Consider the following 20,203-nt stretch of genomic DNA (forward strand, 5'->3'; position numbering starts at 1 on the left):
TCCGGCCGGGCTCGCGTTCAACGCGGTCGGTGCGGGCATGGCGCTCGCGGTCGTGCCCGTGATGTGGATCGTCTTCAACGCGCTGCTGCTGTACAACATCGCGGTGAAGTCAGGCCGCTTCGACCAGTTCCGGCAGTGGATGCTCGACAACCTGCCCGACGATCGCCGCCTCGTGCTGCTCGTCGTCGCGTTCTCATTCGGCTGCCTGCTCGAAGGGATCTCGGGATTCGGCACGCCGGTCGCGATCACGAGCGCACTCCTGATCGCGCTCGGTTTCCCCGCGCTCGAAGCGCTCACCTATACGCTGCTGTTCAACACGGCACCGGTCGCGTTCGGCGCGCTCGGCGTGCCGATCACCGTGCTCGGCGCGGTCACGTCGCTGCCGCCCGCGACACTCGCGCAGATGGTCGGCCGCCAGTTGCCGTTCTTTGCGCTGCTGCTGCCGTTCTACGTGGTCGGTGCGTACGGCGGGCTGCGCTCGATTTCGAAACTGTGGCCGGCGCTGCTCGTGTCGGGCGGCAGCTTCGCGATCGCGCAGTTCGTCACGTCGAACTTCCTCGGCTACCAGCTCACCGACGTGCTGTCGTCACTCTCGTCGCTGATCGTCACGATCGGCTTCCTGCAGGTGTGGAAGCCGCAGCCCGATCCGCAATACGCACTCGCGCGCAGCGTGCCGGCAACGGCCGGCGCCGCGCGGGCGGGCTTCGGCGGCTGGCTGCCGTGGCTCGTCGTGTCGGTCGTCGTGATCGTGTGGGTGCACGCGAACATCGCAACGATCGGCGACGTGAAGATCAAGTGGCCGGGCCTGCACAACGCCGTGTTCGTGTCGCTGTACCACAAGCCCTATGCGGCGATCTGGGACTTCCAGCCGCTCGGCACGGGCACCGCGATCCTGGTGTCGGCGATCATCACGGCCGCGCTGACGCGCACCAGTGTCGGCGCGTTCTTCGAATGCGTGGTCAAGACCTGGCGGCAGACGTGGATCGCGATCGTCACGGTGATGATGATCGTCGGGCTCGCGTACCTGCTGAACTACTCGGGAATCAGCTACACGCTCGGCACCGGCGTCGCGTCGACCGGCGCGCTGTTCCCGCTGGTGTCCGCGTCGCTCGGCTGGATCGCCGTGTTCCTGTCCGGCAGCGACACGTCGGGCAACGCGCTGTTCGGCAACCTGCAGGTCGTCGCCGCGCGGCAGCTCGGCCTCGACCCGGTGCTGATGGCCGCGACCAACTCGTCGGGCGGCGTGATGGGGAAGATGATCTCGCCGCAGAACATCGCGACGGGTGTGTCGACGACCGATCTGAAAGGGCAGGAAGGTGTCGTGTTCGCGCGCACGTTCTGGCACAGCGTGATCCTCACGCTGCTGCTCGGCGTGCTCGTGTTCCTGCAGCAGCACGTGTTGACGTGGATGATTCCGGCATTGCCGAAATGATGTGAGCGCAACGACAGAAGGAAGGCACGAGGAAAAACGAGGGAAGGCGCGGGAAAAGCGCCAGTAACGTGCGGAACCGGCGAACGCGCGGCAGTTCAGCGCGCGTTCGCCCGCCGCGCCGTTCGTCCTGCTTCATCCGCCGCGGCCGCGTCGCCGCCGGCCGGCAGGATGCACGCGAGGAATGCGTCGATCGCCGGGCTCTGGCGGCGCGCTTTCAGGTAGTACACGTATTCGTCGATCGTCGTGTCGACGCCGCGTAGCGCGATCACGCGCAAATCCGGATGACGTTCGGCCTCGCCGAGCGGAAACAGGCTGCCGCCCACGCCGTGCAGGATCGCCTCGCGGATCGCTTCGCGGCTGCCGATCTCGGCCACCGAGACGGCCGCGACACCGGCCGTTTCGAGAATCGTCTCCGTGCAGCGGCGCGTGACCGAGCCTTCCTCGCGAATCAGCAGCCGCACGTCGGCGAGCTGCGCAGGATCGATCGCGTCGAAACGCGCGAGCGGATGGTTGCGATGCACGACCAGCACGAGCGGGTCGGTCGAGATCACCTTGCGTTCGAGGCCGTCGGCATCGTTGCGCTGCGACGAGACGGCGAGGTCGATGCGAAATTCCTGCAGCGCCTGCAGGATTTCCTCGGAGTTGCCGATCCGGCACGTGAGCGCGATCGACGGATGCGCGTGCGAGAAGCGGCCGACCGCGTCCATGATGTAGTACGGCCCCGTCGCACCGATCCGCAAGTGGCCTTCGAACAGGCCGCCGACGTTGCGCAGCATGATGTCGGCCTGCGCCTCGAGCGCAATCATCTTCTCGACGAGCGGCAGCAGCTCGATGCCCGTCTCGGTGACCTCGAGCTTGCGGCCGCTGCGGTAGAACAGCTCGACGCCGTACACCTGCTCGACCTGCCGGATCTGCGCGGCAATCGTCGGCTGGCTCACGCCCAGGTGGCGCGCGGCGCGCGTGATGCTGCCCTGCCGGACGGTCGCGTGGAACGCCTTCAGCTGATCGAACACGACTCGGCTTCTCCCCTCTGTATCGCGCGTCAGCGTAGCGCATGCGTATGTCGGCCGGATGAAAGGCGCGTCGTGGGCCGCTTCGAAAAAATTCCTGTGGGTAACCAAAAGAAACCTGCGGTAACCGGTCACGGCCGGGACACGCCGATGCGGGGTAATAACGGCAACGCACCACCGCCGGCCCCGCTCGACCGGCGCCCCACTCCTACCGACAACAGGGTTCTCTTCATGTCCTCGAACAATCGACGCGATTTCCTGCGCCTCGCCGCGCAGTCGGCCGGCGCGATGGCCGCCTACGCGGGCTTTCCGCCCGCGATCCGCAATGCGCTGGCGATGCCGGCCGCCTATCGCACGGGCACGATCCGCGACGTCGAACACGTCGTGATCTTCATGCAGGAAAACCGTTCGTTCGACCATTACTTCGGCGGGCTGCGCGGCGTGCGCGGCTTCAACGATCCGCGCCCGCACCTGCTGCCGAGCGGTGCACCGGTGTGGCAGCAGCCGCCGGCGTCGGTGTTCACGAAGAACTACCATTCGCGCGGCCTCGATCCGTCGGCGCCGTACGTGCTGCCGTTCTACCTCGATCCGAAGCAGACGACCGAATTCCAGCCGGGCACCAACCACGGCTGGAGCAGCGGCCACCTGTCCTGGAACAACGGCCAGTGGGACCAGTGGGTGAACCAGAAGCAGGACGTACTGACGATGGGCTACCTGAAACGCCAGGATCTCACGTACCACTACGCGCTGGCCGACGCGTTCACGATCTGCGATTCGTACTTCTGTTCCGCGCACGCCGACACCGCGCCGAACCGCATCTACCTGTGGACCGGCACGGTCGACCCGCGCAACATCTACGGCAACCCGCCGAACGGCCCGGGCATCGGCGAGCGTGACGATACCAACGGCTACACGTGGACGACCTACGCGGAACGCCTCGAGAACGCGAAGATCAGCTGGAAGGTGTACCAGGGCGGCACGGGCATCCCGGGCGACCCGACCGACAACTACACCGACAACTCGCTGATGTTCTTCAAGCGCTTCCAGGTGAAGGAAGGCGCGAGCGGCCCGCTGGTCGACAAGGGCGCATCGGACCACACGCTCGCCGAACTGAAGGCCGACGTGCAGGCGAACCGGCTGCCGCAGGTGTCGTGGATCGTGTCGCCGTACAAGTACAGCGAGCACCCGCAGGCATCGCCGACCGACGGCGCGTTCTACATCAACATGGTGCTCGAGGCGCTGACGTCGAACCCGGAAGTGTGGGCGAAGACGGTGTTCATCCTGAACTACGACGAGAACGACGGGTTGTTCGACCACGTCGTGCCGCCGGTGCCGCCGGTGACGAGCGGCGTGGGTGGCCAGGGCATCGTGTCGTCGAACCTGCTGTCGAATCTCGGCGACGAACTGCTCGACCTGAACAAGTACCCGGGCGAAATGAGCCCGCTCGTGCCGGGCGCGGACCCGGGCGGCATCCAGCCGATCGGCCTCGGGCCGCGCGTACCGCTGATCATCATCTCGCCGTGGACGAAGGGCGGCTGGGTGTGCTCGGAGACGTTCGACCATACGTCGGTGCTGCGTTTCCTCGAAGCGCGTTTCGGCGTGAAGGAGCCGAACATCAGCGCATGGCGTCGCTCGATCTGCGGCGACCTCACGTCGGCATTCGACTTCTCCGCGCGCCCCGACACGCGCACGGTGAGCTTCACGGTGCCGCAGCACATCGCGACGGCCGGCCAGGCGTACCAGGTGCCCGCGCAGCAGTCGATGCCGGCGCAGGAGCCCGGCACGCGTCCGGCACGTGCGCTGCCGTACGAGCTGTTCGTGCACAGCCGCGTGAGCGGGCATGACGACAGCGTGTCGCTCGACTTCGCGAACACCGGTGACGCAGGCGCCGCGTTCTACGTGTATGACCGCCGCAACCCGACGACGCCCCCGCGCCGCTACGCGGTGTCCGCGCACGACCGCTTCGTCGACACGTGGAACACGTCGGCCGCACGCGGCGACTATCATCTCGCGGCCTACGGCCCGAACGGCTATCTGTGCGAGTTCCAGGGCAACACGCGGCTCGCGACGGACGGCCGCCATGCGAACGCCGAAGCGCGGATCGGCTACGACGTGCGCAATCGTCACGTGTACCTGCAACTGCGCAACAGCGGGCGCGCGACGTGCCGCGTGACGGTCGACAACGCATACAGCCACAAGCATGCGCGAACCTACACGCTGGAGCCGGGCGAACGCATCGAGGATCACTTCGAGCTGTCGTCGAGCCACGGCTGGTACGATCTGACGATCACCGCGACGACGCTGCGCGGCGGCGACGACAAGGTCGTGCGCCGCTTCGCGGGCCACGTCGAGACGGGCCGGCCGAGCCAAAGCGATCCGGGGCCGGTGAAGCACACGACGGCCTGACGGCCGGCATGTGTCGCGCGATCCGGGTGAAGTCTGCCCGCCGCGCGACCACCGCCTGCCGGCTGCGTTTCAGTGGCGTTCCGGCAGGCGGAATTGGCTTTTGGAGACTGAAAACTGTTGACAATGTGTCGAGCCGAGGATATATAAGGATCATTCGCCGATATGGCGCCCTCGTTTTCTACCGCAGCCTTGCTGCCTGCCCGACCATGACAGCCCCGAACGCGCTCAGCGCCATCGAACTCCTGCAAAGCCAGTCGCTTGCGATGATCGTCCAGGACATGCTCGAGCGCGCGATCGTCTCCGGCGAATATGCCCCTGGCGAGAAGCTCAACGAAGTCGAGATCGCGACCAAGCTGAACGTGTCGCGCGGCCCCGTGCGTGAAGCATTCCGCGCGCTCGAACAGGCCGGCTTGCTGCGCAACGAGAAGAACCGCGGCGTGACGGTGCGCGTCGTGCCGCTGCGCGAGGCGGAGGAGATCTACGAAGTGCGTGCGATGCTCGACGAGTCGGTCGCGCGCGCGCTCGCGAAGCGCATCTCGCCCGACACGCTGAAGGTGCTGAAGGGCATCATCCAGTCGATGAAGGACGCCGCGAAGACGCACGACGTCACCCGCTACACCGAGCTGAACGTGCAGTTCCACGACGCGATGGTCGTCGGCGTCGGCAATACGCACCTCACCGATACCTACCGCCGGCTCGTGCGCCAGCTCGGCCTGTTGCGACAGGCCGCGATCGAGGCCGAGGAGGATGCGATCGCCGTGTCCGCGGCCGAGCACGACAAGATCGTGCAGGCGCTCGCGGGCGGCGATGAAGAGCAGGCGGTGGCGCTCGTGCGCGAGCACGTGTCGCACGGTCTCGAGCGGATGCGGCGTACGCACGAGCAGGGGCTGCCCTCGACGGGCAAGTCGGCGCGGGAGAAAGCCGGCGCGTGAGTGGGCGCAGCAGGTGTCGCGGATCGGGGCGAAATCGACGGTGCCCGGGCCGAATGCGGCGATCGCCGGCTCGCGATTATTTGCCGCCGCGTTTATCGAAGAAATCGTCCAGAACCCAGCCTGTGCCGGATTGGCAATGCACTTGAGTGTATGCGTAAACCTTGGCAGTGCGATCTGCTAGTGGAGCGCAAGGCTCGCCTTTCCTGACCGTGAAGACCGGTTGGGTTCTATCGTCGTTTGGTTCGGCGAAGGCAGGCATATCCTGAAGCGCCGTCCATTTCTCATCTCTATATTTTGAGCACCCACTGATCATCACAGTGAGTATGGCCAATAGCAGAAGGCGCGTCATCGTTTGGGATATCGTCGGATTCCAATCAATCGCTTTGAATGGCGCAGACCTGTCATCAAATCCGCAGGGGCTATGATACCCGGGAGTTGCCATCTCGGGTCGTGAGCGAGAATTCCCGCCTTGCCAAGTACTTCGGCTATATTCGATGAGCAATTGTTATCGATGAGCGAGTAGCGCTTGTTTTCGTGTCGCCTTTTTCTTATCTCAGAGACTGCAACGTCTTTCTCGCGCTCCGATGCATGAATGAGATAGCCGATCGTATCGCGTTGCATCTTGGTTTGCTGACGATTCAGGTAATTCAAGACGTTATCAACGTCCCATCCCGGGTGTGCCCTGCCATATACGACTCCATCGATTGCGATCGCGGCGTGCCCGAACTGCGATCCTCGTGAGACGGATCGGGAGTCACTTATCAAGACTTCAATGGTGGATGATTGGCACATGAAAATTGTGATGAATTCATTCTCTCCTGGACGCGTGAAATCCTAGCATGCTGTTTCGGGTAATAAAATCGAGATAATGAAATGGCAAAAATGCATGCCTCGCAGCGCATGCCTCGTCAATTCGTCTTTCATTAAGACATGTGTTATTTGAATGGGGTTGTCTGGATAATGATCTGTCTAATTTTAATAAACGCAGCGTCAGTGATTTGACGTGTTCTATGGAGGGACTTCCCTTCTTCGTTTTCCACGAGACGGGTGAGCTAAAAAAACGGCGACGCGACAGTCCTGGCGAGCCGGTCGCGTTCTTCTTCCTCTATCGCATTGCCCTGACGGTCACGCCTTGTCGGCCTTCCCGGCCGCGCTCGCGAACTTCGCGAGCCACGTGTCGACAATTGCCGGCTGCCGGCTCTCGTCCTCCGCGCGCTCCTTGCGGCGGATCGCATTGCGCACGACGTGCGCGCCGACATAGCGGATCGGCTCCGGCGGGAACGCCCCCAGCGGGCCGCGCACGATCGGGCTGCGCGTCCACGCGTTATCGAGGCCGAGCACGAGCGACGACAGGATCTGCCCGCCCATGTAGGTCGGCCCCACGCCGTTGCCCGAATAGCCGAAGCCGTAGAACACGTTCGGCGCGTCGTCGAGGCGGCCGAAGAACGGGAAGCCGGTGACCGAGCGATCCGACGGCCCGTTCCAGCTCGCCGTGACCGGCACGCCCGCGAGCGACGGAAAGAACTCACGCAGGCTTTGCGTGAGCTGCGCCTCGTACGGCGAGCGCCGGTCGAACACGGGCGCGATGCGGCTGCGCCACGAGAACGTGTTGCCGCCCTTGCCGAGCATCAGCCGCCCGTCGGCGGTGGTGCGGTAGTAGTAGACGAAGATCCGCGAATCGAGCACCGACACGCCGTCCACGAGCCCGGTCTTCTCAAGCAGTTCCGGGCATTTCTCGGTGATGACCATGTCGCTCGACACGACCGCGATCGTGCGCTCGAACTGCGGGAAGCGGCTCGCCATCCACGCATTGATCGCGAACACGAGCTTGCCCGCGCGCACGCTGCCGGACGGCGTGCGCACGACGGCCGGCTGCCCGGGCGTGAAGTCGAGCATCGGCGTGCGTTCATAGATCCGGATGCCCATTGCGAGCGCGACGCGGCGCAGCCCGCGCACGAGCTTGCCGGGATGCACGGTCGCGGCGATCGGCGAGTAGACGCCGTCGAGATTGCGTGCGGATCCCGAGCGGCGCGCGACTTCCGCGGGCGGCAGCGGCTCGTAGCTGTGGATGCCGCACGCGGCGAGCGCGTCGAGCACCGGCGCGAGCGTGCCGACCTGCGCGCGCGACGTCGCGGTGTACAGCGTGCCGTCGAGCCGCAGCTCGGCATCGATGTCGTGCGCGCGGCAGAAATCGGCGATGTGCTGCACGGCCGCTTCGGATGCCTTCACGAGCCGGATCGCCTCGGCTTCGCCGAACAGCCGCCGCAGCGTCAGGAATTTTGCGGACCACGTGAGCAGGCAGCCGCCGTTGCGACCGCTCGCGCCGGCGCCGCACAGGTCGGCTTCGACGATCGCGATGTCGAGCGCGGGGTTCTGCTGCTTCGCCTGGATCGCGGTCCAGAGCCCGGTGAAGCCGCCGCCGACGATGCACACGTCGGCCTGCGTCGCACCTTGCAGCGCGGGGGCGAGATCGCCGTCGTTGAACAGCGCTTGTTCGATCCAGAAGGGTCGCATGGGAGGGTTCGTCGAAAAGGGGCGGGGCCGTGCCGCGCACGGCCGGAAAAAAATGGCCGCCGCATGCGAACGTGCATGCGGCGGGGTGCCTCACGTCACGTCGTAGTGCGTCACGTCAGGCGGCTGCTTCGGCCGACACGCGGCGCACACCCATGGCCCGCAGCGTGTCGGCGATCGCGGCGACGGCGCCCGGGATGCCGGCTTCGCCGAAGTGGCCGATGCAGCCGACCCGGAACGTCTCGACCTCGGTCAGCTTGCCCGGATACAGGATGTAGCCGCGCTTCTTGACCTCCTGATAGAACCGCTTGAAGTCGTAGTTCGGATCGTCCGGCGCATGGAACGTGACGATGATCGGCGCCTGGATCGCCGGATCGAGGAACGGCCGGAAGCCGAGCGCGAGCATCCCGTCGATCAGCGCGCGATAGTTGCGCTGGTAGCGGCCGCCGCGCGCGGCGAGCCCGCCTTCGTCGACGTATTGCGCGACGGCTGCGTCGAGCGCCGCGACCACGTGCGTCGGCGGCGTGAAGCGCCACTGCGTCGTGCGCTGCATGTAGACCCACTGGTCGTACAGGTCCATCGCGAGCGAGTGGCTGTTGCCTTCGCAGCGTTCGAGCGCGCTGCGCTTCGCGATCACGAAGCCGAGCCCCGGCACGCCTTCGAGGCATTTGCCGGACGCCGCGATCACCGCGTCGAACGGCGTCGTGCGCGCGTCGATGTCGATCGCGCCGAACGAGCTCATCGCATCGACGATCAGTGCGCGGCCGTGCTTCGCGACGACCTGCGCGATGTCGTGCAGCGGGTTCAGCACGCCGGCGCCCGTTTCGCAGTGCACGAGCGCGACGTGCGTGATGGTCGGATCGGCGACGAGCGCGCGCTCGACGTCGGCCGGATCGACGCGGCGATCCTCGCTGTAGTCGATCGTCGTCAGTTGGCGGCCGAGCACGCGGCAGATCTTCGCGATGCGCTGGCAGTACGCGCCGTTGTTCGGCACGAGCACGTGGCCGTCGCGCGGCACGAGCGTGCCGAGTGCCGCTTCGACCGAGAACGTGCCGCTGCCTTGCAGCGGCACGCATTCGTGCGTGCCTTCGCCGTGCACGATCTGCAGCAGGCGTTCGCGCAGCCGCGCGGTGATCGCGTTGAAGTCGCTGTCCCACGATCCCCAGTCGCGCAGCATCGCGTCGCGCGTGGTGTCGGAGGTCGTCAGGGGGCCGGGGGTGAGCAGGATGGGCTGGGCGGCGAGCGTCATGGTGTCTCCTTGATGAAGTCGGGACGTCACGTGAATGCGGCTAAAAAGTCAGTGGCGATGCGGGTTGCGCCAGGCCTGCGTGCGGCGCAACAGTCGATGCGAGATGCACGCGAACAGCACGCAGGCGAACGACGAGGTCGCGAGCACGAGCGTGGCCATCGCGGCGGCCGGGCCCATCTGGCCCGCGTCGTCGAGGTTCAGGATCGCGACCGACGCGGGCTGCGTGTCGGGCGAGTAGAGGAACGCGACGGCCGAGACCGTCGTCATCCCGTTGACGAACAGGTAGCGCGCGATCAGCAGGATCGCGGGCAGGCACACGGGCACGGTCACGCGCAGGAAGGTCTTGTAGAACGGCACCTTCAGCGACGCGGACACGGCCTCGAACTCGCTGTCGATCTGCCTGAGCGCGGTGACGGCGGTCAGGTGGCTCGATGCGTAGTAGTGCACCACCGTGACGATCGCGAGCAGCCACAGCGAGCCGTACAGCCCGTTCAGCGGATTGCCGGGCGCGTTGAACAGGAAGATGTAGCTGATCCCGAGCACGAGCCCCGGCACGCCCATCGGCAGGATCGCGCACAGGGCGATGAAGCCGCGCAGCCAGCGCGCGCCGCGCGTCTTCTCGATCAGGTATGCGCCGCCGAACACGACGATCGTGCCGCCGAGCGCCACGGTCGCGGCCATCCGCAGGCTGTTCTTGTACGCGTCGAAGATGCCGGCGCCGATCAGCCCCATCTTGTAGTGCTGCAGCCCGAGGCTCATCTGGTACGGCCAGAACTTAACGAACGAAGCGAACACCGAGATGCCGACCACCGCGATAAAGAACGCGCACACGATGCCGCAGTACGCGAGCATCGCGGCGTCGAAGCCGCGCGACGGCTTCGGCTGATATGGCGTCGAACGTGCGCCGAGCTGCGACTGCTGGCGGCGGCGGATGAGGAAGTCGACGCCGAACGCGACCAGCGCCGGGCACAGCAGCATCAGGCTCACGACCGCGCTGCGGTTGAAGTCCTGCAGGCCGATGATCAGCTTGTAGATGTCGGTCGACAGCACGTTGTACGAGCCGCCGATCACGACCGGCACGCCGAAGTCGTTGATGCACATCGTGAACGCCACCATCGTCGCGCTGATCAGCCCGTACTTCGCGCCGGGCAGCGTGATCGTGAAGAACTTGCGCATGCGGCTCGTACCCATCGCGTCGGCGGCCTCGTAGAGTCGGCCGTCGGCCAGCGACAGCGCGGTGACGAGAATCATCAGCACGTGCGGGAACGACGCGTACACCATGCTCAGCACGATGCCCGGCAGCCCGTAGATCGAATGGCCGTGCAGCAGCGGCTTCAACAGCCCCGCGTTGCCGAACCAGTAGATGAACGACACCGCGGACAACAGCGTCGGCGCGAGAAGCGGCAGCAGCGCGACGGTACGCGCGGCGTTCTTGAACGGCATGCACGAGCGGGTCAGCGCATACGCGAACGTGAACGCCATCGGCACGACGATCGACGTGACGAGCGCACCGACCGTCAGCGAGTGCAGCATCGAGCGCAGCACGCCGGTGTCCTCGAGATACTCGATGAAGTTGTGCGCGCCGACGAAACGCCCGTCCGCATCGACGAAGCATTTCTGCACGACGAGCGCGAGCGGCAGCAGCAGGAACATCGACATCAGCGCGGCCATCGCCAGCAGCGCGAGCTGCGCGATGCGGTCGTGCCAGTGCGTGATCTGCCGCACGTCGGCAGGGGTGGAGGCGCCGCGGCGGCGCTCGGTCAGGACGGTGCTCATTGCAGTCGCTCCTTCGCGCTCGGGAACACGCGGACATGCTCGCGATCGAGCGCGAGGTCGATGCGCGCGCCGGCCTGCACGCCGGTGCGGTCGACGTCGTGATACGACAGGTCGGCGACGATCTCCTGGCCGTCGAGCCCGTCGATCCGGAAGCTCACGCGGCAGAACGCGCCGAGGAATTCGAGCTTCTCGACGCGGCCGGCCAGCACGTTGTCGGCCGTTTCGCCCGGCACGCGGATGCGCAGGTCCTCGGGCCGCACGTAGACCGACACCGCCGCGCCTTGCGCGGGGCGTGCCGTGCCATGGCGGCAGTCGAGGCCGACCGTGCCCGCGCGCAGCGTGCCGTCCTGCGCGACTTCGGCGGGGATCGTGTTGACGCGGCCGATGAAGTCCGCGACGAACGGCGACGCGGGCTGCCGGTAGATTTCGAGCGGCGTGCCGATCTGCTCGATCACGCCGTGGTTCATCACGACGATGCGGTCGGCCATCGACAGCGCTTCTTCCTGGTCGTGCGTGACCATGATCGTCGTCACGCCGAGCCGCTGCTGCAGCGCGCGGATCTCCTGGCGCAGCCGCACGCGAACCCGCGCGTCGAGCGCCGACAGCGGCTCGTCGAGCAGCAGCAGGCCGGGCGAGGTGGCGAGCGCGCGCGCCAGTGCGACGCGCTGCTGCTGGCCGCCGGACAACTGGCCCGGATGCTTGCGATGGCTGTCGGGCAGGCCGACCAGCGCGAGCAGCGTGTGCACGCGCTCGTGGATCGCGTCGCGCTTCATCTTGCGATTCACGAGCCCGTACGCGACGTTGTCGTACACAGTGAGGTTGGGGAACAGCGCATACGACTGGAACACGATCCCGTAGTCGCGCAGTTGCGGCGGCAGCCGCGAGATGTCGCGGCCGTCCTGCATGATGTGGCCGGCGTTCTGCGTCTCGAGCCCTGCGATGATCCGCAGCAGCGTGGTCTTCCCGCAGCCGGACGGCCCCAGGAAACAGATCATTTCGCCCTTCATCACGCTCAGGTTGATGTCGGTGAGAACCTGCGTGTCGTTGTACCGCTTCTCGATGCGTTCTGCGCTCAGATAAGGTGCCATGCGCGCCTCCATGCTGGGGCGGCCCGGGGGCCGGATTCGACGACGGAAAGGGTGGCGCGGGGCGGCGCGCGGCGCGGCCCCGCTGCCGGTCGCGGCGTTACTGCTGCGCTTTCGCGCCGTAGCGCTTCTGCCATGTATCGAGGATCGACTGGCGGTTCTTCGCCGACCACACGAAGTCGTTCTTCACGAGCAGGTCCGAGTAGTTGTCGGGGATGCCGGCGAGCTTCCGTGCGACGCCCGGGTACGCGACGATCGCCCACCAGCGCGCGGTGATCTGGTTCGCATCCTTGCTCGCCATGAAGTCGGCCAGCTTCTTCGCGGCGTCGGGCTGCTTCGTCGTCTTCATGATCGCGGTGCCTTCCATGTCCCAGCCGAGCCCTTCCTTCGGGAACACGAGATCGATCGGCGCGCCCTGCGACTGCAGTTCGTGGCCGCGGAACTCGAACGAGATGCCGATCGGGAATTCGCCGGTGCCGGCGAGCGTGCACGGCTTCGAGCCCGAGTGCACGTATTGCGCGACGTTCTTGTCGAGCGCGTCCATGAATTTCCAGCCGCGGTCGTCGCCGAAGGTCTGCAGCCATGCGGTCACGTCGAGGTAGCCGGTGCCGGATGAAACCGGGCTCGGCATCACGATCGCGCCTTTATAGACGGGCTTCGTCAGGTCTTCCCACGACGTCGGCTTCGGGATGCCCTTCGCCTGCGCGGCGACGCGGTTGTAGCAGATCGTCGCGCCCCACACGTCCATGCCGACCCAGTGCGGCGGCGTGTTCGCGTCGCTGTACTTGCGCGTGAGCTGGTCGAAGCCCTTCGGCGTGTACGGCATCAGCATCCCCTGCAGGTCGAGCAGCGTGAGGCTCGACGCCGCGAGGCCGAGCACGACGTCCGCGCGCGGGTTGTTCTTCTCCGCGAGCAGCTTCGCGGTGACCGAGCCGGTCGAGTCGCGCACCCAGCGGATCTCGATATCGGGGTTCGCTTTCTCGAACGCGTCCTTGTAGGGCTTCATCGCTTCGTCTTCCAGCGCGGTATAGACGAGCAGCGACGTCTTCGCGTGCGCCGCCTGCACCGCGCCGAGCGCGACAGCCGCGGCCAGCGCGAAGCGGGCCGCGCCCGCCGCCCATGCGTTCAAACGCTTGTTTACCGGCACTTCGTTCATCTTCAGACCCCTTGACTGTGGCGCCGCGGCACGCGGCGGATGAGTGGAGACCAGCCCTCTTGCTGCACCGTTGTTTTGCTTTCTGTTCGCTGCATGTTGTTGACAATCTACAAATCATCAATTTTAATGTCAAGCATGGAAAACACCTCCCTTCGGCGCGACGCGGGCGCCGACGGCTCTACCCTTCGAACTGAAAGGAATGAACGTCATGAATGAAACGCCTGTATCCGTGGAAGTGAACGGCCGCCGCTACAACTGGATGAGCCGGCCCGTGGTGGTCGTCTGCGTCGATGGCTGCGCATACGAATATCTGGAAGAAGCGGCCGAGGCCGGCGTCGCGCCGTTCCTGCGCACGCTGCTGAAGCCGGGCACGGCGCTCAAGGGCGAGTGCGTGGTGCCGAGCTTCACGAACCCGAACAACCTGTCGATCGTGACCGGCGTGCCGCCGGCGGTGCATGGGATAAGCGGCAACTACTTCTACGATCGCGACACCGGCGCCGAGGTGCTGATGAACGATCCGAAGTACCTCGTCGCACCGACCGTGCTCGCGACCTTCGCGGAGCAAGGCGCGAAGGTCGCGGTCGTCACCGCGAAGGACAAGCTGCGCCGCCTGCTCGGCAAGGGGCTGAAGGGCATCTGCTTCTCGTCGGAAAAGGCCGACGAGGCGAGCGTCGAGGAAAACGGCATCGACAACGTGCTCGAACTGGTCGGCAAGCCGGTGCCGAGCGTGTACAGCGCGGACCTCTCCGAATTCGTGTTCGCGGCCGGCGTGCGTTTGCTCGAGACACGCCCGATCGACCTGATGTACCTGTCGACGACCGACTACGTGCAGCACAAGTGCGCGCCCGGCACGGAAGGCGCGAACGCGTTCTACGCGATGATGGACAAGTACCTGCAGCGCCTCGACGAGCTCGGTGCGATCGTCGCGATCACGGCCGACCACGGGATGAACGCGAAGCACGACGACGAAACCGGCGAGCCGAACGTGATCTACCTGCAGGAGCTGTTCGACGAGTGGCTCGGCGAGGACGCGGCGCGCGTGATCCTGCCGATCACCGATCCGTACGTCGTGCACCACGGCGCGCTCGGCTCGTTCGCGACCGTCTACGTGCCGGCGACGGCCGACGCCGAAGCGCTGCGCGCCCGGCTCGCCGCGGTCGACGGCATCGAGGTCGTGCTGACGGGCGCCGAGGGCTGCGCGCGCTTCGAGCTGCCGCCGGCGCGGATGGGCGACCTGATCGTGATCTCGAAGCAGGACGTCGTGCTCGGCACGCGCCGCATCAAGCACGACCTGTCGGGCCTCGACGTGCCGCTGCGCTCGCACGGCGGGATCTCCGAGCAGATCGTGCCGCTGATCTTCAGCAAGCCGGTTGCCGGCGACGTCTCGGGCCGCGCGCGGCTGCGCAACTTCGACATCATCGACATCGCGCTCAACCATCTGCAGTGATGCGCACGCATCCGTAAGGGGACACACTCATGAACGCCATTGCAGCATCGACGGACGCCCGCGAGATTCGTCGCGAAGCACTGCGAATCGATGGGGAGCGGATTCATCGGGACGCGGTAATCGAAGTGCGCAACCCGTACGACGGCTCGCTGGTCGGCACCGTGCCGAAAGCGACGCTGGATGACGTGCGGCGCGCGTTCGCCGCCGCGCGTGCTTACCGGCCGACGCTCACGCGCCACGATCGTGCGGCGATCCTGCGCCGTGCGGCCGACATCGTGCGCTCGCGCACCGCGGAGATTGCCGCGCTGATCACGGCCGAGGCCGGCTTGTGCATCAAGGATTCGACGTACGAAGCAGGGCGCGTGGCCGACGTGCTGACGTTCGGCGCCGGTGAAGTGCTGAAGGACGACGGTCAGATCTTCTCGTGCGACCTGACCCCGCACGGCAAGAAGCGCCGCGTGTACACGCAGCGCGATCCGCTGCTCGGCGTGATCTCGGCGATCACGCCGTTCAACCACCCGATGAACCAGGTCGCGCACAAGATCGTGCCGTCGGTCGCGACCAACAACCGGATCGTCGTGAAACCGTCGGAGAAGGTGCCGCTGTCGTGCTACCTGTTCGCGGACATCCTGTACGAAGCGGGCCTGCCGCCGCAGATGCTGCAAGTGCTCACCGGCGACCCGAAGGAGATTGCCGACGAGCTGATCACCAACCCGGCGATCGACCTGATCACGTTCACGGGCGGCGTGTCGATCGGCAAGTCGATCGCATCGCGGATGGGCTACCGGCGTGCGGTGCTCGAACTCGGCGGCAACGATCCGATCATCGTGATGGAAGATGCCGATCTCGACGAAGCGAGCACGCTCGCGGTGTCGGGTTCGTATAAAAACTCGGGCCAGCGCTGCACGGCGATCAAGCGGATGCTCGTGCACGAGTCGGTGGCCGATCGTTTCACGGAGCTGGTGGTCGAGAAAACGCGCGCGTGGTCGTACGGCAATCCGGCCGATCCGTCGGTCGACATGGGCACGGTGATCGACGAGGCGGCCGCGAAGTTCTGCGAGCAGCAGGTGAACGACGCGATTGCGCGCGGTGCACGGCTGCTGGTCGGCAACGTGCGAAACGGCGCGCTGTATTCGCCGACGGTGATCGATTGCGTGACGCCCGACATGCCGCTGGTGAAATACGAAACCTTCGGCCCCGTGTCGCCGATCATGCGTTTCCGCGACATCGACGAAGCGATCCGGATGTCGAACAGCACCGACTATGCGCTGTCGTCGTCGGTCTGCACGAACCGCTTCGACAACATCACGCGCTTCATCACCGAGCTGGAAGTCGGCAGCGTGAACGTGCGCGAAGTGCCGGGTTACCGGCTCGAACTGACGCCGTTCGGCGGCGTGAAGGATTCGGGGCTTGGCTACAAGGAAGGTGTGCAGGAAGCGATGAAGAGCTTCACGAATACGAAGACGTATTCGCTGCCGTGGTAAGTGGCGTGTAAGCCGCGCGCACCGGTTTCGTGGCCGGTGCGCGCGTTATTCGATCGGCTCATATCGATAGCCGATTTGCGTTTTTGCCGGGCCTCGACGCGTCGGTAGAATTCGCGGACCTCTCGAACGGCATGCATGTGCCGCGGGAATATTCCCTCCAATCATTCGGGGTCCGCACCATGAAATTCCTTCGCTCCATCCTGGTCGTCGCCATGCTGCAGGCCGTTTCGGTCACGAGCGCACTGGCTGCCGACGACCTGTCGCAGATCAAGTCGTCCGGCGTGTTCCGGGTCGGTACCGAAGGCACGTACGCGCCGTTCACGTACCACGACGCAACCGGCAAGCTGACGGGTTTCGACGTCGACATCGCGACCGCGATCGCGCAGCGTCTCGGCGTGAAGCCGCAGTTCGTCGAAGGCAAGTGGGACGGGCTGATCGCGGGCCTCGACGTGAACCGCTACGACGCGGTCGTCAACGAAGTGTCGATCACCGACGCGCGCAAGGCGAAATACGATTTCTCGACGCCGTACATCACGTCGCGCGCGGTGCTGATCGTGCGCACGGACAACACGACGATCCGCTCGTTCGACGATCTCAAGGGCAAGAAATCCGCGAACACGCTGACCAGCAATTTCGGCAAGCTCGCGGCCGCGCACGGCGCAGAGGTGGTGCCCGTGCAGGGCTTCAACGAAGCGATCGACCTGCTGAGCTCGGGGCGCGTCGACGCGACGATCAACGATTCGCTGTCGTACCTCGATTTCCGCAAGCACAAGCCGGACGCGAAACTGAAGGTCGCGGCGACCGACACGGGCGGCGCGAGCGACGCATCGGGCGTGCTGCTGCGCAAGGGCAGCCCCGCGCTGGTGGCCGCGATCGACAAGGCGCTCGCGGACATCAAGGCCGACGGCACCTACGCGAAAATCTCGCAGAAGTATTTCGGCCGCGACGTGTCGCATCCGTGACGCGAGGCTGAACGATGCCGGCCTGGCTTCATCTGATGGCGGAATCGCTGCGGCCCCTGCTGGTCGCAGGGCTCGTGTTCACGGTGCCGCTCACGCTCGCGTCGTTCGCGATCGGCCTGCTGCTCGCATTCGGCGCGGCGCTCACGAGGCTGTTCGGGCCGCGCTGGGCGCAAGCCGCCGTACGTTTCTACATCTGGCTGTTTCGCGGTTCGCCGCTGCTCGTGCAGCTGTTCGTGATCTTCTACGGCCTGCCGAGCGTCGGCATCGTGCTCGATCCGCTGACGGCTGCCGTGATCGGCTTCTCGCTGAACGTCGGCGCGTACAACGCCGAGGTGATCCGCGGCGTGATCGAATCGATTCCGAAGGGGCAGTGGGAAGCTGCGTACTCGATGGCGATGACGCGCCCGCAGGCGCTGCGCCGCGCGATCCTGCCGCAGGCCGCGCGCGTCGCGCTGCCCGCACTGTCGAATTCGTTCATTTCGCTCGTGAAGGACACGTCGCTCGCGGCCGTGCTGACCGTGCCAGAGATCTTCCAGGCTGCGCAGCGGATCGCAGCCGTGACCTACGAGCCGATGATTCTCTATACGGAAGCCGCGCTGATCTATCTGCTGCTCAGCTCGGTGCTGTCCACGCTGCAGCGTCGCCTCGAAATTCGCTTTGGCCGACATGCGCTGTTCCAGGCGGAGTTGCGATGATCCGGCTCGAACGCATCGACAAGTCGTTCGGCGCACATCGTGTGTTGCACGGGATCGACCTCGCGTTGCAGCCCGGCAGCGTGACGGCGCTGATCGGGCCGTCCGGCAGCGGCAAGAGCACGCTGCTGCGTTGCGTGAATCTGCTCGAAGTGCCCGAGGCGGGTGCGCTGACGGTGGGTGACGCACGCATCGACTTCTCGCCGGCACACCGGCCGGCGCGCGACGCCGTGTTTGCGGTGCGCCGCCAGACCGGCATGGTGTTCCAGAATTTTCAGTTGTTTCCGCACCTGAGCGTCGTGCAGAACGTAATGGAGGGGCTCGTCACCGTGCAGCGCTGGCCGCGCGAACGGGCCCGCGAACGCGCGCTCGCGCTGCTCGAGAAGGTCGGGATCGCGGACAAGGCCGACGCGTGGCCCGGTACGCTGTCGGGCGGCCAGCAGCAGCGCGTTGCGATCGCGCGTGCGCTCGCACCGTCGCCGCAGGTGCTGCTATGCGACGAGCCGACGTCGGCGCTCGATCCGGAGCTGTCCGTCGAAGTGGTCGAGGTGCTGCGCCAGCTCGCACGCGAAGGCACGACGATGCTGATGGCCACCCACGACCTGCGCCTGGCCGCGTCGATCGCGCATGACGCGGTGTTTCTCGCGGAGGGCCGCGTCGTCGAGGCCGGTGCATCGCGCGACCTGTTCGGCGACCCGCGCGATCCGCGCACCGCGAAGTTCATCTCGACGCTCGCGCAGGGCGTGCCGGTGTTCTGACGCGACGCGCGACAAGCGATATGCACTACCGCGGGCGTCAACCTTGCCCTGACGTGTCGAGCACCGCCGCGACGATCGCCTCCGGCGCATCTTCCTGCACCAGATGGCCCGCGCGCGGCACCCTGATCAGCTGGCCGTTGGCGATGCGATCGGCCAGCGCCTGCCCCTGTTCGAGCGGAATCCACGCGTCGTCCTCGCCCCACACGATGCGCACCGGAAAATCCGGCGGCGCGTAACGCGCCTCGGCTTCCTCGATGTAGCGCTGGCGCATCTGCGCGATCTGGCGATAGAACGCGGCCTGACCGGCGGGCGTGAGCCATGGCGCGCGGTAGATCGACAGCGCGTCGTCGCTCAGCGGCCGGGCGACCGCATTGCCGAGATAGGCCGACACGAGCGCGTGATGCGCATACGCAGGCAATCCGGTGAAGGCGGCTTCGTGCTGCGCGACGTGGCACACGAACGGCGAACCCTGCGGCGCGATCGCGACGGGATTCACGAGCGTGAGATCCGCATAGGCGACGCCGTCGAGGAAGTGCGCACGCAGCACGGTTGCGCCGCCGTAGTCGTGCGCGAGTACCCGCGGGCGCGAAATGTTCCATGCATCGAGCAGCGCGCCGAACAGCCGGTTCTGGCGGCCGAGCGATACGTCCGCGTCCGGCATGTCGGATTGACCGTAGCCGAGCAGGTCGTAGAAGAACACGCGATGACGCCGCGCGAGCCACGGTGCGATCCGGCGCCACACCTGCGACGAAAACGGCGTGCCGTGCACGAGTACGAGCGGCGGGCCTTCGCCGAGCGTTCCCCAGGCAATCCGGTGGCCTTCGAAAATGAAGTGATTGGCGAGTTCGAGCATCGGCATCTCCGTGCTAACCTGTTTTGGTTGTTAACAGGTTACTCCGGATTGTCCGGGTATGAAACCGATAGGTGCAAATAAATGGTTACTCGACACGAGCCCGCTCGACCCGCGCACGCATGGAGTGCAGCCGATTTCGTCGGCGGCCATCCGGCGCTCGACTTCCTCAACACGGTGGCCGACACGGGCAAGACGCGCGACGCGGACAAGCTCGTCGACTGGCCGGCCGTGCATGCGTGGGTGGAACGATCGGGGCTGCTGGCGCCGGCCGATCTGGCGCGGCTTCTGCGTCATGCACGGCAGGACGACGCGGACGCGCTGGCGGCGCTGCATCGCTTTCGCGAGGATGCTTACACCGCGATCGCGCACCTGACGGCCGAAGGCGGCGGCACGGCCGGTGCGCGCGCGGCGGATCGGCTCGCCGTCGCGATCCGCGAGGCGATCGCGCGC

17 protein-coding genes are annotated in these 20,203 nt (G+C 66.1%); 9 read left to right on the forward strand and 8 right to left on the reverse strand.

Annotation, left to right across the window (positions count from 1 at the left end):
* A partial coding sequence (locus tag G3N93_RS14805; RefSeq protein WP_206133354.1) for an L-lactate permease occupies window positions 1-1,432 on the forward strand: 1,432 nt, incomplete at its 5' end.
* A 95-nt stretch (window positions 1,433-1,527) separates the two neighbouring features.
* Here G3N93_RS14805 and G3N93_RS14810 read toward each other — a convergent pair.
* Window positions 1,528-2,445 (reverse strand): LysR family transcriptional regulator, encoded by a 918-nt coding sequence (locus G3N93_RS14810; protein WP_206133355.1) that lies wholly within the window; start codon window positions 2,443-2,445, stop codon window positions 1,528-1,530.
* A 228-nt stretch (window positions 2,446-2,673) separates the two neighbouring features.
* On the opposite strand from G3N93_RS14810, the gene G3N93_RS14815 reads away from it, so the two are divergent.
* Together G3N93_RS14815 and G3N93_RS14820 are read left to right on the forward strand one after the other, a co-directional pair.
* The gene (locus G3N93_RS14815; RefSeq protein WP_174942534.1) at window positions 2,674-4,848 is read left to right on the forward strand and encodes a phosphocholine-specific phospholipase C; all 2,175 of its coding nucleotides are present in this window, start codon (window positions 2,674-2,676) and stop codon (window positions 4,846-4,848) included.
* A 206-nt stretch (window positions 4,849-5,054) separates the two neighbouring features.
* Entirely contained in the window at window positions 5,055-5,780 is a 726-nt protein-coding gene (locus G3N93_RS14820) for a phosphonate utilization associated transcriptional regulator (RefSeq protein ID WP_174942537.1), read from the forward strand.
* Window positions 5,781-6,125: 345 nt separating this feature from the next.
* Here G3N93_RS14820 and G3N93_RS14825 read toward each other — a convergent pair whose 3' ends face one another.
* The 6 genes from G3N93_RS14825 to G3N93_RS14850 form a co-directional block, all read right to left on the reverse strand.
* Complete coding sequence (locus tag G3N93_RS14825) at window positions 6,126-6,431, reverse strand: DUF4105 domain-containing protein (protein ID WP_206133356.1); 306 nt, start codon at window positions 6,429-6,431, stop codon at window positions 6,126-6,128.
* Window positions 6,432-6,905: 474 nt separating this feature from the next.
* Window positions 6,906-8,294 (reverse strand): FAD-dependent oxidoreductase, encoded by a 1,389-nt coding sequence (locus tag G3N93_RS14830; RefSeq protein WP_206133357.1) that lies wholly within the window; start codon window positions 8,292-8,294, stop codon window positions 6,906-6,908.
* 115 nt (window positions 8,295-8,409) lie between these two features.
* Window positions 8,410-9,540: a 2-aminoethylphosphonate--pyruvate transaminase gene (locus tag G3N93_RS14835; protein WP_206133358.1), complete on the reverse strand. Its 1,131-nt coding sequence runs from the start codon at window positions 9,538-9,540 to the stop codon at window positions 8,410-8,412.
* A gap of 48 nt (window positions 9,541-9,588) precedes the next feature.
* Window positions 9,589-11,316: a putative 2-aminoethylphosphonate ABC transporter permease subunit gene (locus G3N93_RS14840; protein ID WP_206133359.1), complete on the reverse strand. Its 1,728-nt coding sequence runs from the start codon at window positions 11,314-11,316 to the stop codon at window positions 9,589-9,591.
* Window positions 11,313-12,404: a putative 2-aminoethylphosphonate ABC transporter ATP-binding protein gene (locus G3N93_RS14845; protein WP_206133360.1), complete on the reverse strand. Its 1,092-nt coding sequence runs from the start codon at window positions 12,402-12,404 to the stop codon at window positions 11,313-11,315. The genes G3N93_RS14840 and G3N93_RS14845 overlap by 4 nt, the downstream gene beginning before the upstream one ends.
* A 97-nt stretch (window positions 12,405-12,501) precedes the next feature.
* A complete protein-coding gene (locus G3N93_RS14850) occupies window positions 12,502-13,557 on the reverse strand; it encodes a putative 2-aminoethylphosphonate ABC transporter substrate-binding protein (protein ID WP_174937366.1) in 1,056 nt (351 codons plus the stop codon).
* 208 nt (window positions 13,558-13,765) lie between these two features.
* On the opposite strand from G3N93_RS14850, the gene phnA reads away from it, so the two are divergent.
* From phnA to G3N93_RS14875, 5 genes are all read left to right on the forward strand, one after another.
* Window positions 13,766-15,004, forward strand: coding sequence for a phosphonoacetate hydrolase (gene phnA, locus G3N93_RS14855; RefSeq protein ID WP_174937368.1), 1,239 nt, complete (start codon window positions 13,766-13,768; stop codon window positions 15,002-15,004).
* Window positions 15,005-15,033: 29 nt separating this feature from the next.
* Window positions 15,034-16,488, forward strand: a complete 1,455-nt coding sequence (phnY, locus tag G3N93_RS14860; RefSeq protein ID WP_206133361.1) for a phosphonoacetaldehyde dehydrogenase — start codon at window positions 15,034-15,036, stop codon at window positions 16,486-16,488.
* Window positions 16,489-16,667: 179 nt separating this feature from the next.
* Window positions 16,668-17,450 (forward strand): amino acid ABC transporter substrate-binding protein, encoded by a 783-nt coding sequence (locus tag G3N93_RS14865; RefSeq protein ID WP_206133362.1) that lies wholly within the window; start codon window positions 16,668-16,670, stop codon window positions 17,448-17,450.
* A 14-nt stretch (window positions 17,451-17,464) separates the two neighbouring features.
* Entirely contained in the window at window positions 17,465-18,145 is a 681-nt protein-coding gene (locus tag G3N93_RS14870) for an amino acid ABC transporter permease (RefSeq protein WP_011353585.1), read from the forward strand.
* Window positions 18,142-18,900: an amino acid ABC transporter ATP-binding protein gene (locus G3N93_RS14875; protein ID WP_174954779.1), complete on the forward strand. Its 759-nt coding sequence runs from the start codon at window positions 18,142-18,144 to the stop codon at window positions 18,898-18,900. The genes G3N93_RS14870 and G3N93_RS14875 overlap by 4 nt, the downstream gene beginning before the upstream one ends.
* A gap of 37 nt (window positions 18,901-18,937) precedes the next feature.
* Here the strand turns inward: G3N93_RS14875 and G3N93_RS14880 are convergent, their stop codons facing one another.
* Entirely contained in the window at window positions 18,938-19,753 is an 816-nt protein-coding gene (locus G3N93_RS14880; protein ID WP_206133363.1) for an alpha/beta fold hydrolase, read from the reverse strand.
* Window positions 19,754-19,834: 81 nt separating this feature from the next.
* Between G3N93_RS14880 and G3N93_RS14885 the strand changes: the two genes are divergently transcribed.
* Window positions 19,835-20,203: ABATE domain-containing protein (locus G3N93_RS14885; RefSeq protein ID WP_206133364.1), on the forward strand; the 369-nt coding region annotated here is incomplete at its 3' end.

It is taken from the genome of Burkholderia sp. Se-20378 (assembly GCF_017104665.1).
Classification (GTDB): Bacteria; Pseudomonadota; Gammaproteobacteria; order Burkholderiales; family Burkholderiaceae; genus Burkholderia; species Burkholderia lata.

Coding starts and splice junctions, on each gene's coding strand:
- G3N93_RS14815 (WP_174942534.1), top strand. CDS start 2,674: ATGTCCTCGAACAATCGACGCGATTTCCTGCGCCTCGCCGCGCAGTCG.
- G3N93_RS14820 (WP_174942537.1), top strand. CDS start 5,055: ATGACAGCCCCGAACGCGCTCAGCGCCATCGAACTCCTGCAAAGCCAG.
- G3N93_RS14830 (WP_206133357.1), bottom strand. CDS start 8,294: ATGCGACCCTTCTGGATCGAACAAGCGCTGTTCAACGACGGCGATCTC.
- G3N93_RS14835 (WP_206133358.1), bottom strand. CDS start 9,540: ATGACGCTCGCCGCCCAGCCCATCCTGCTCACCCCCGGCCCCCTGACG.
- G3N93_RS14840 (WP_206133359.1), bottom strand. CDS start 11,316: ATGAGCACCGTCCTGACCGAGCGCCGCCGCGGCGCCTCCACCCCTGCC.
- G3N93_RS14845 (WP_206133360.1), bottom strand. CDS start 12,404: ATGGCACCTTATCTGAGCGCAGAACGCATCGAGAAGCGGTACAACGAC.
- G3N93_RS14850 (WP_174937366.1), bottom strand. CDS start 13,557: ATGAACGAAGTGCCGGTAAACAAGCGTTTGAACGCATGGGCGGCGGGC.
- phnA (WP_174937368.1), top strand. CDS start 13,766: ATGAATGAAACGCCTGTATCCGTGGAAGTGAACGGCCGCCGCTACAAC.
- phnY (WP_206133361.1), top strand. CDS start 15,034: ATGAACGCCATTGCAGCATCGACGGACGCCCGCGAGATTCGTCGCGAA.
- G3N93_RS14865 (WP_206133362.1), top strand. CDS start 16,668: ATGAAATTCCTTCGCTCCATCCTGGTCGTCGCCATGCTGCAGGCCGTT.
- G3N93_RS14870 (WP_011353585.1), top strand. CDS start 17,465: ATGCCGGCCTGGCTTCATCTGATGGCGGAATCGCTGCGGCCCCTGCTG.
- G3N93_RS14875 (WP_174954779.1), top strand. CDS start 18,142: ATGATCCGGCTCGAACGCATCGACAAGTCGTTCGGCGCACATCGTGTG.
- G3N93_RS14880 (WP_206133363.1), bottom strand. CDS start 19,753: ATGCTCGAACTCGCCAATCACTTCATTTTCGAAGGCCACCGGATTGCC.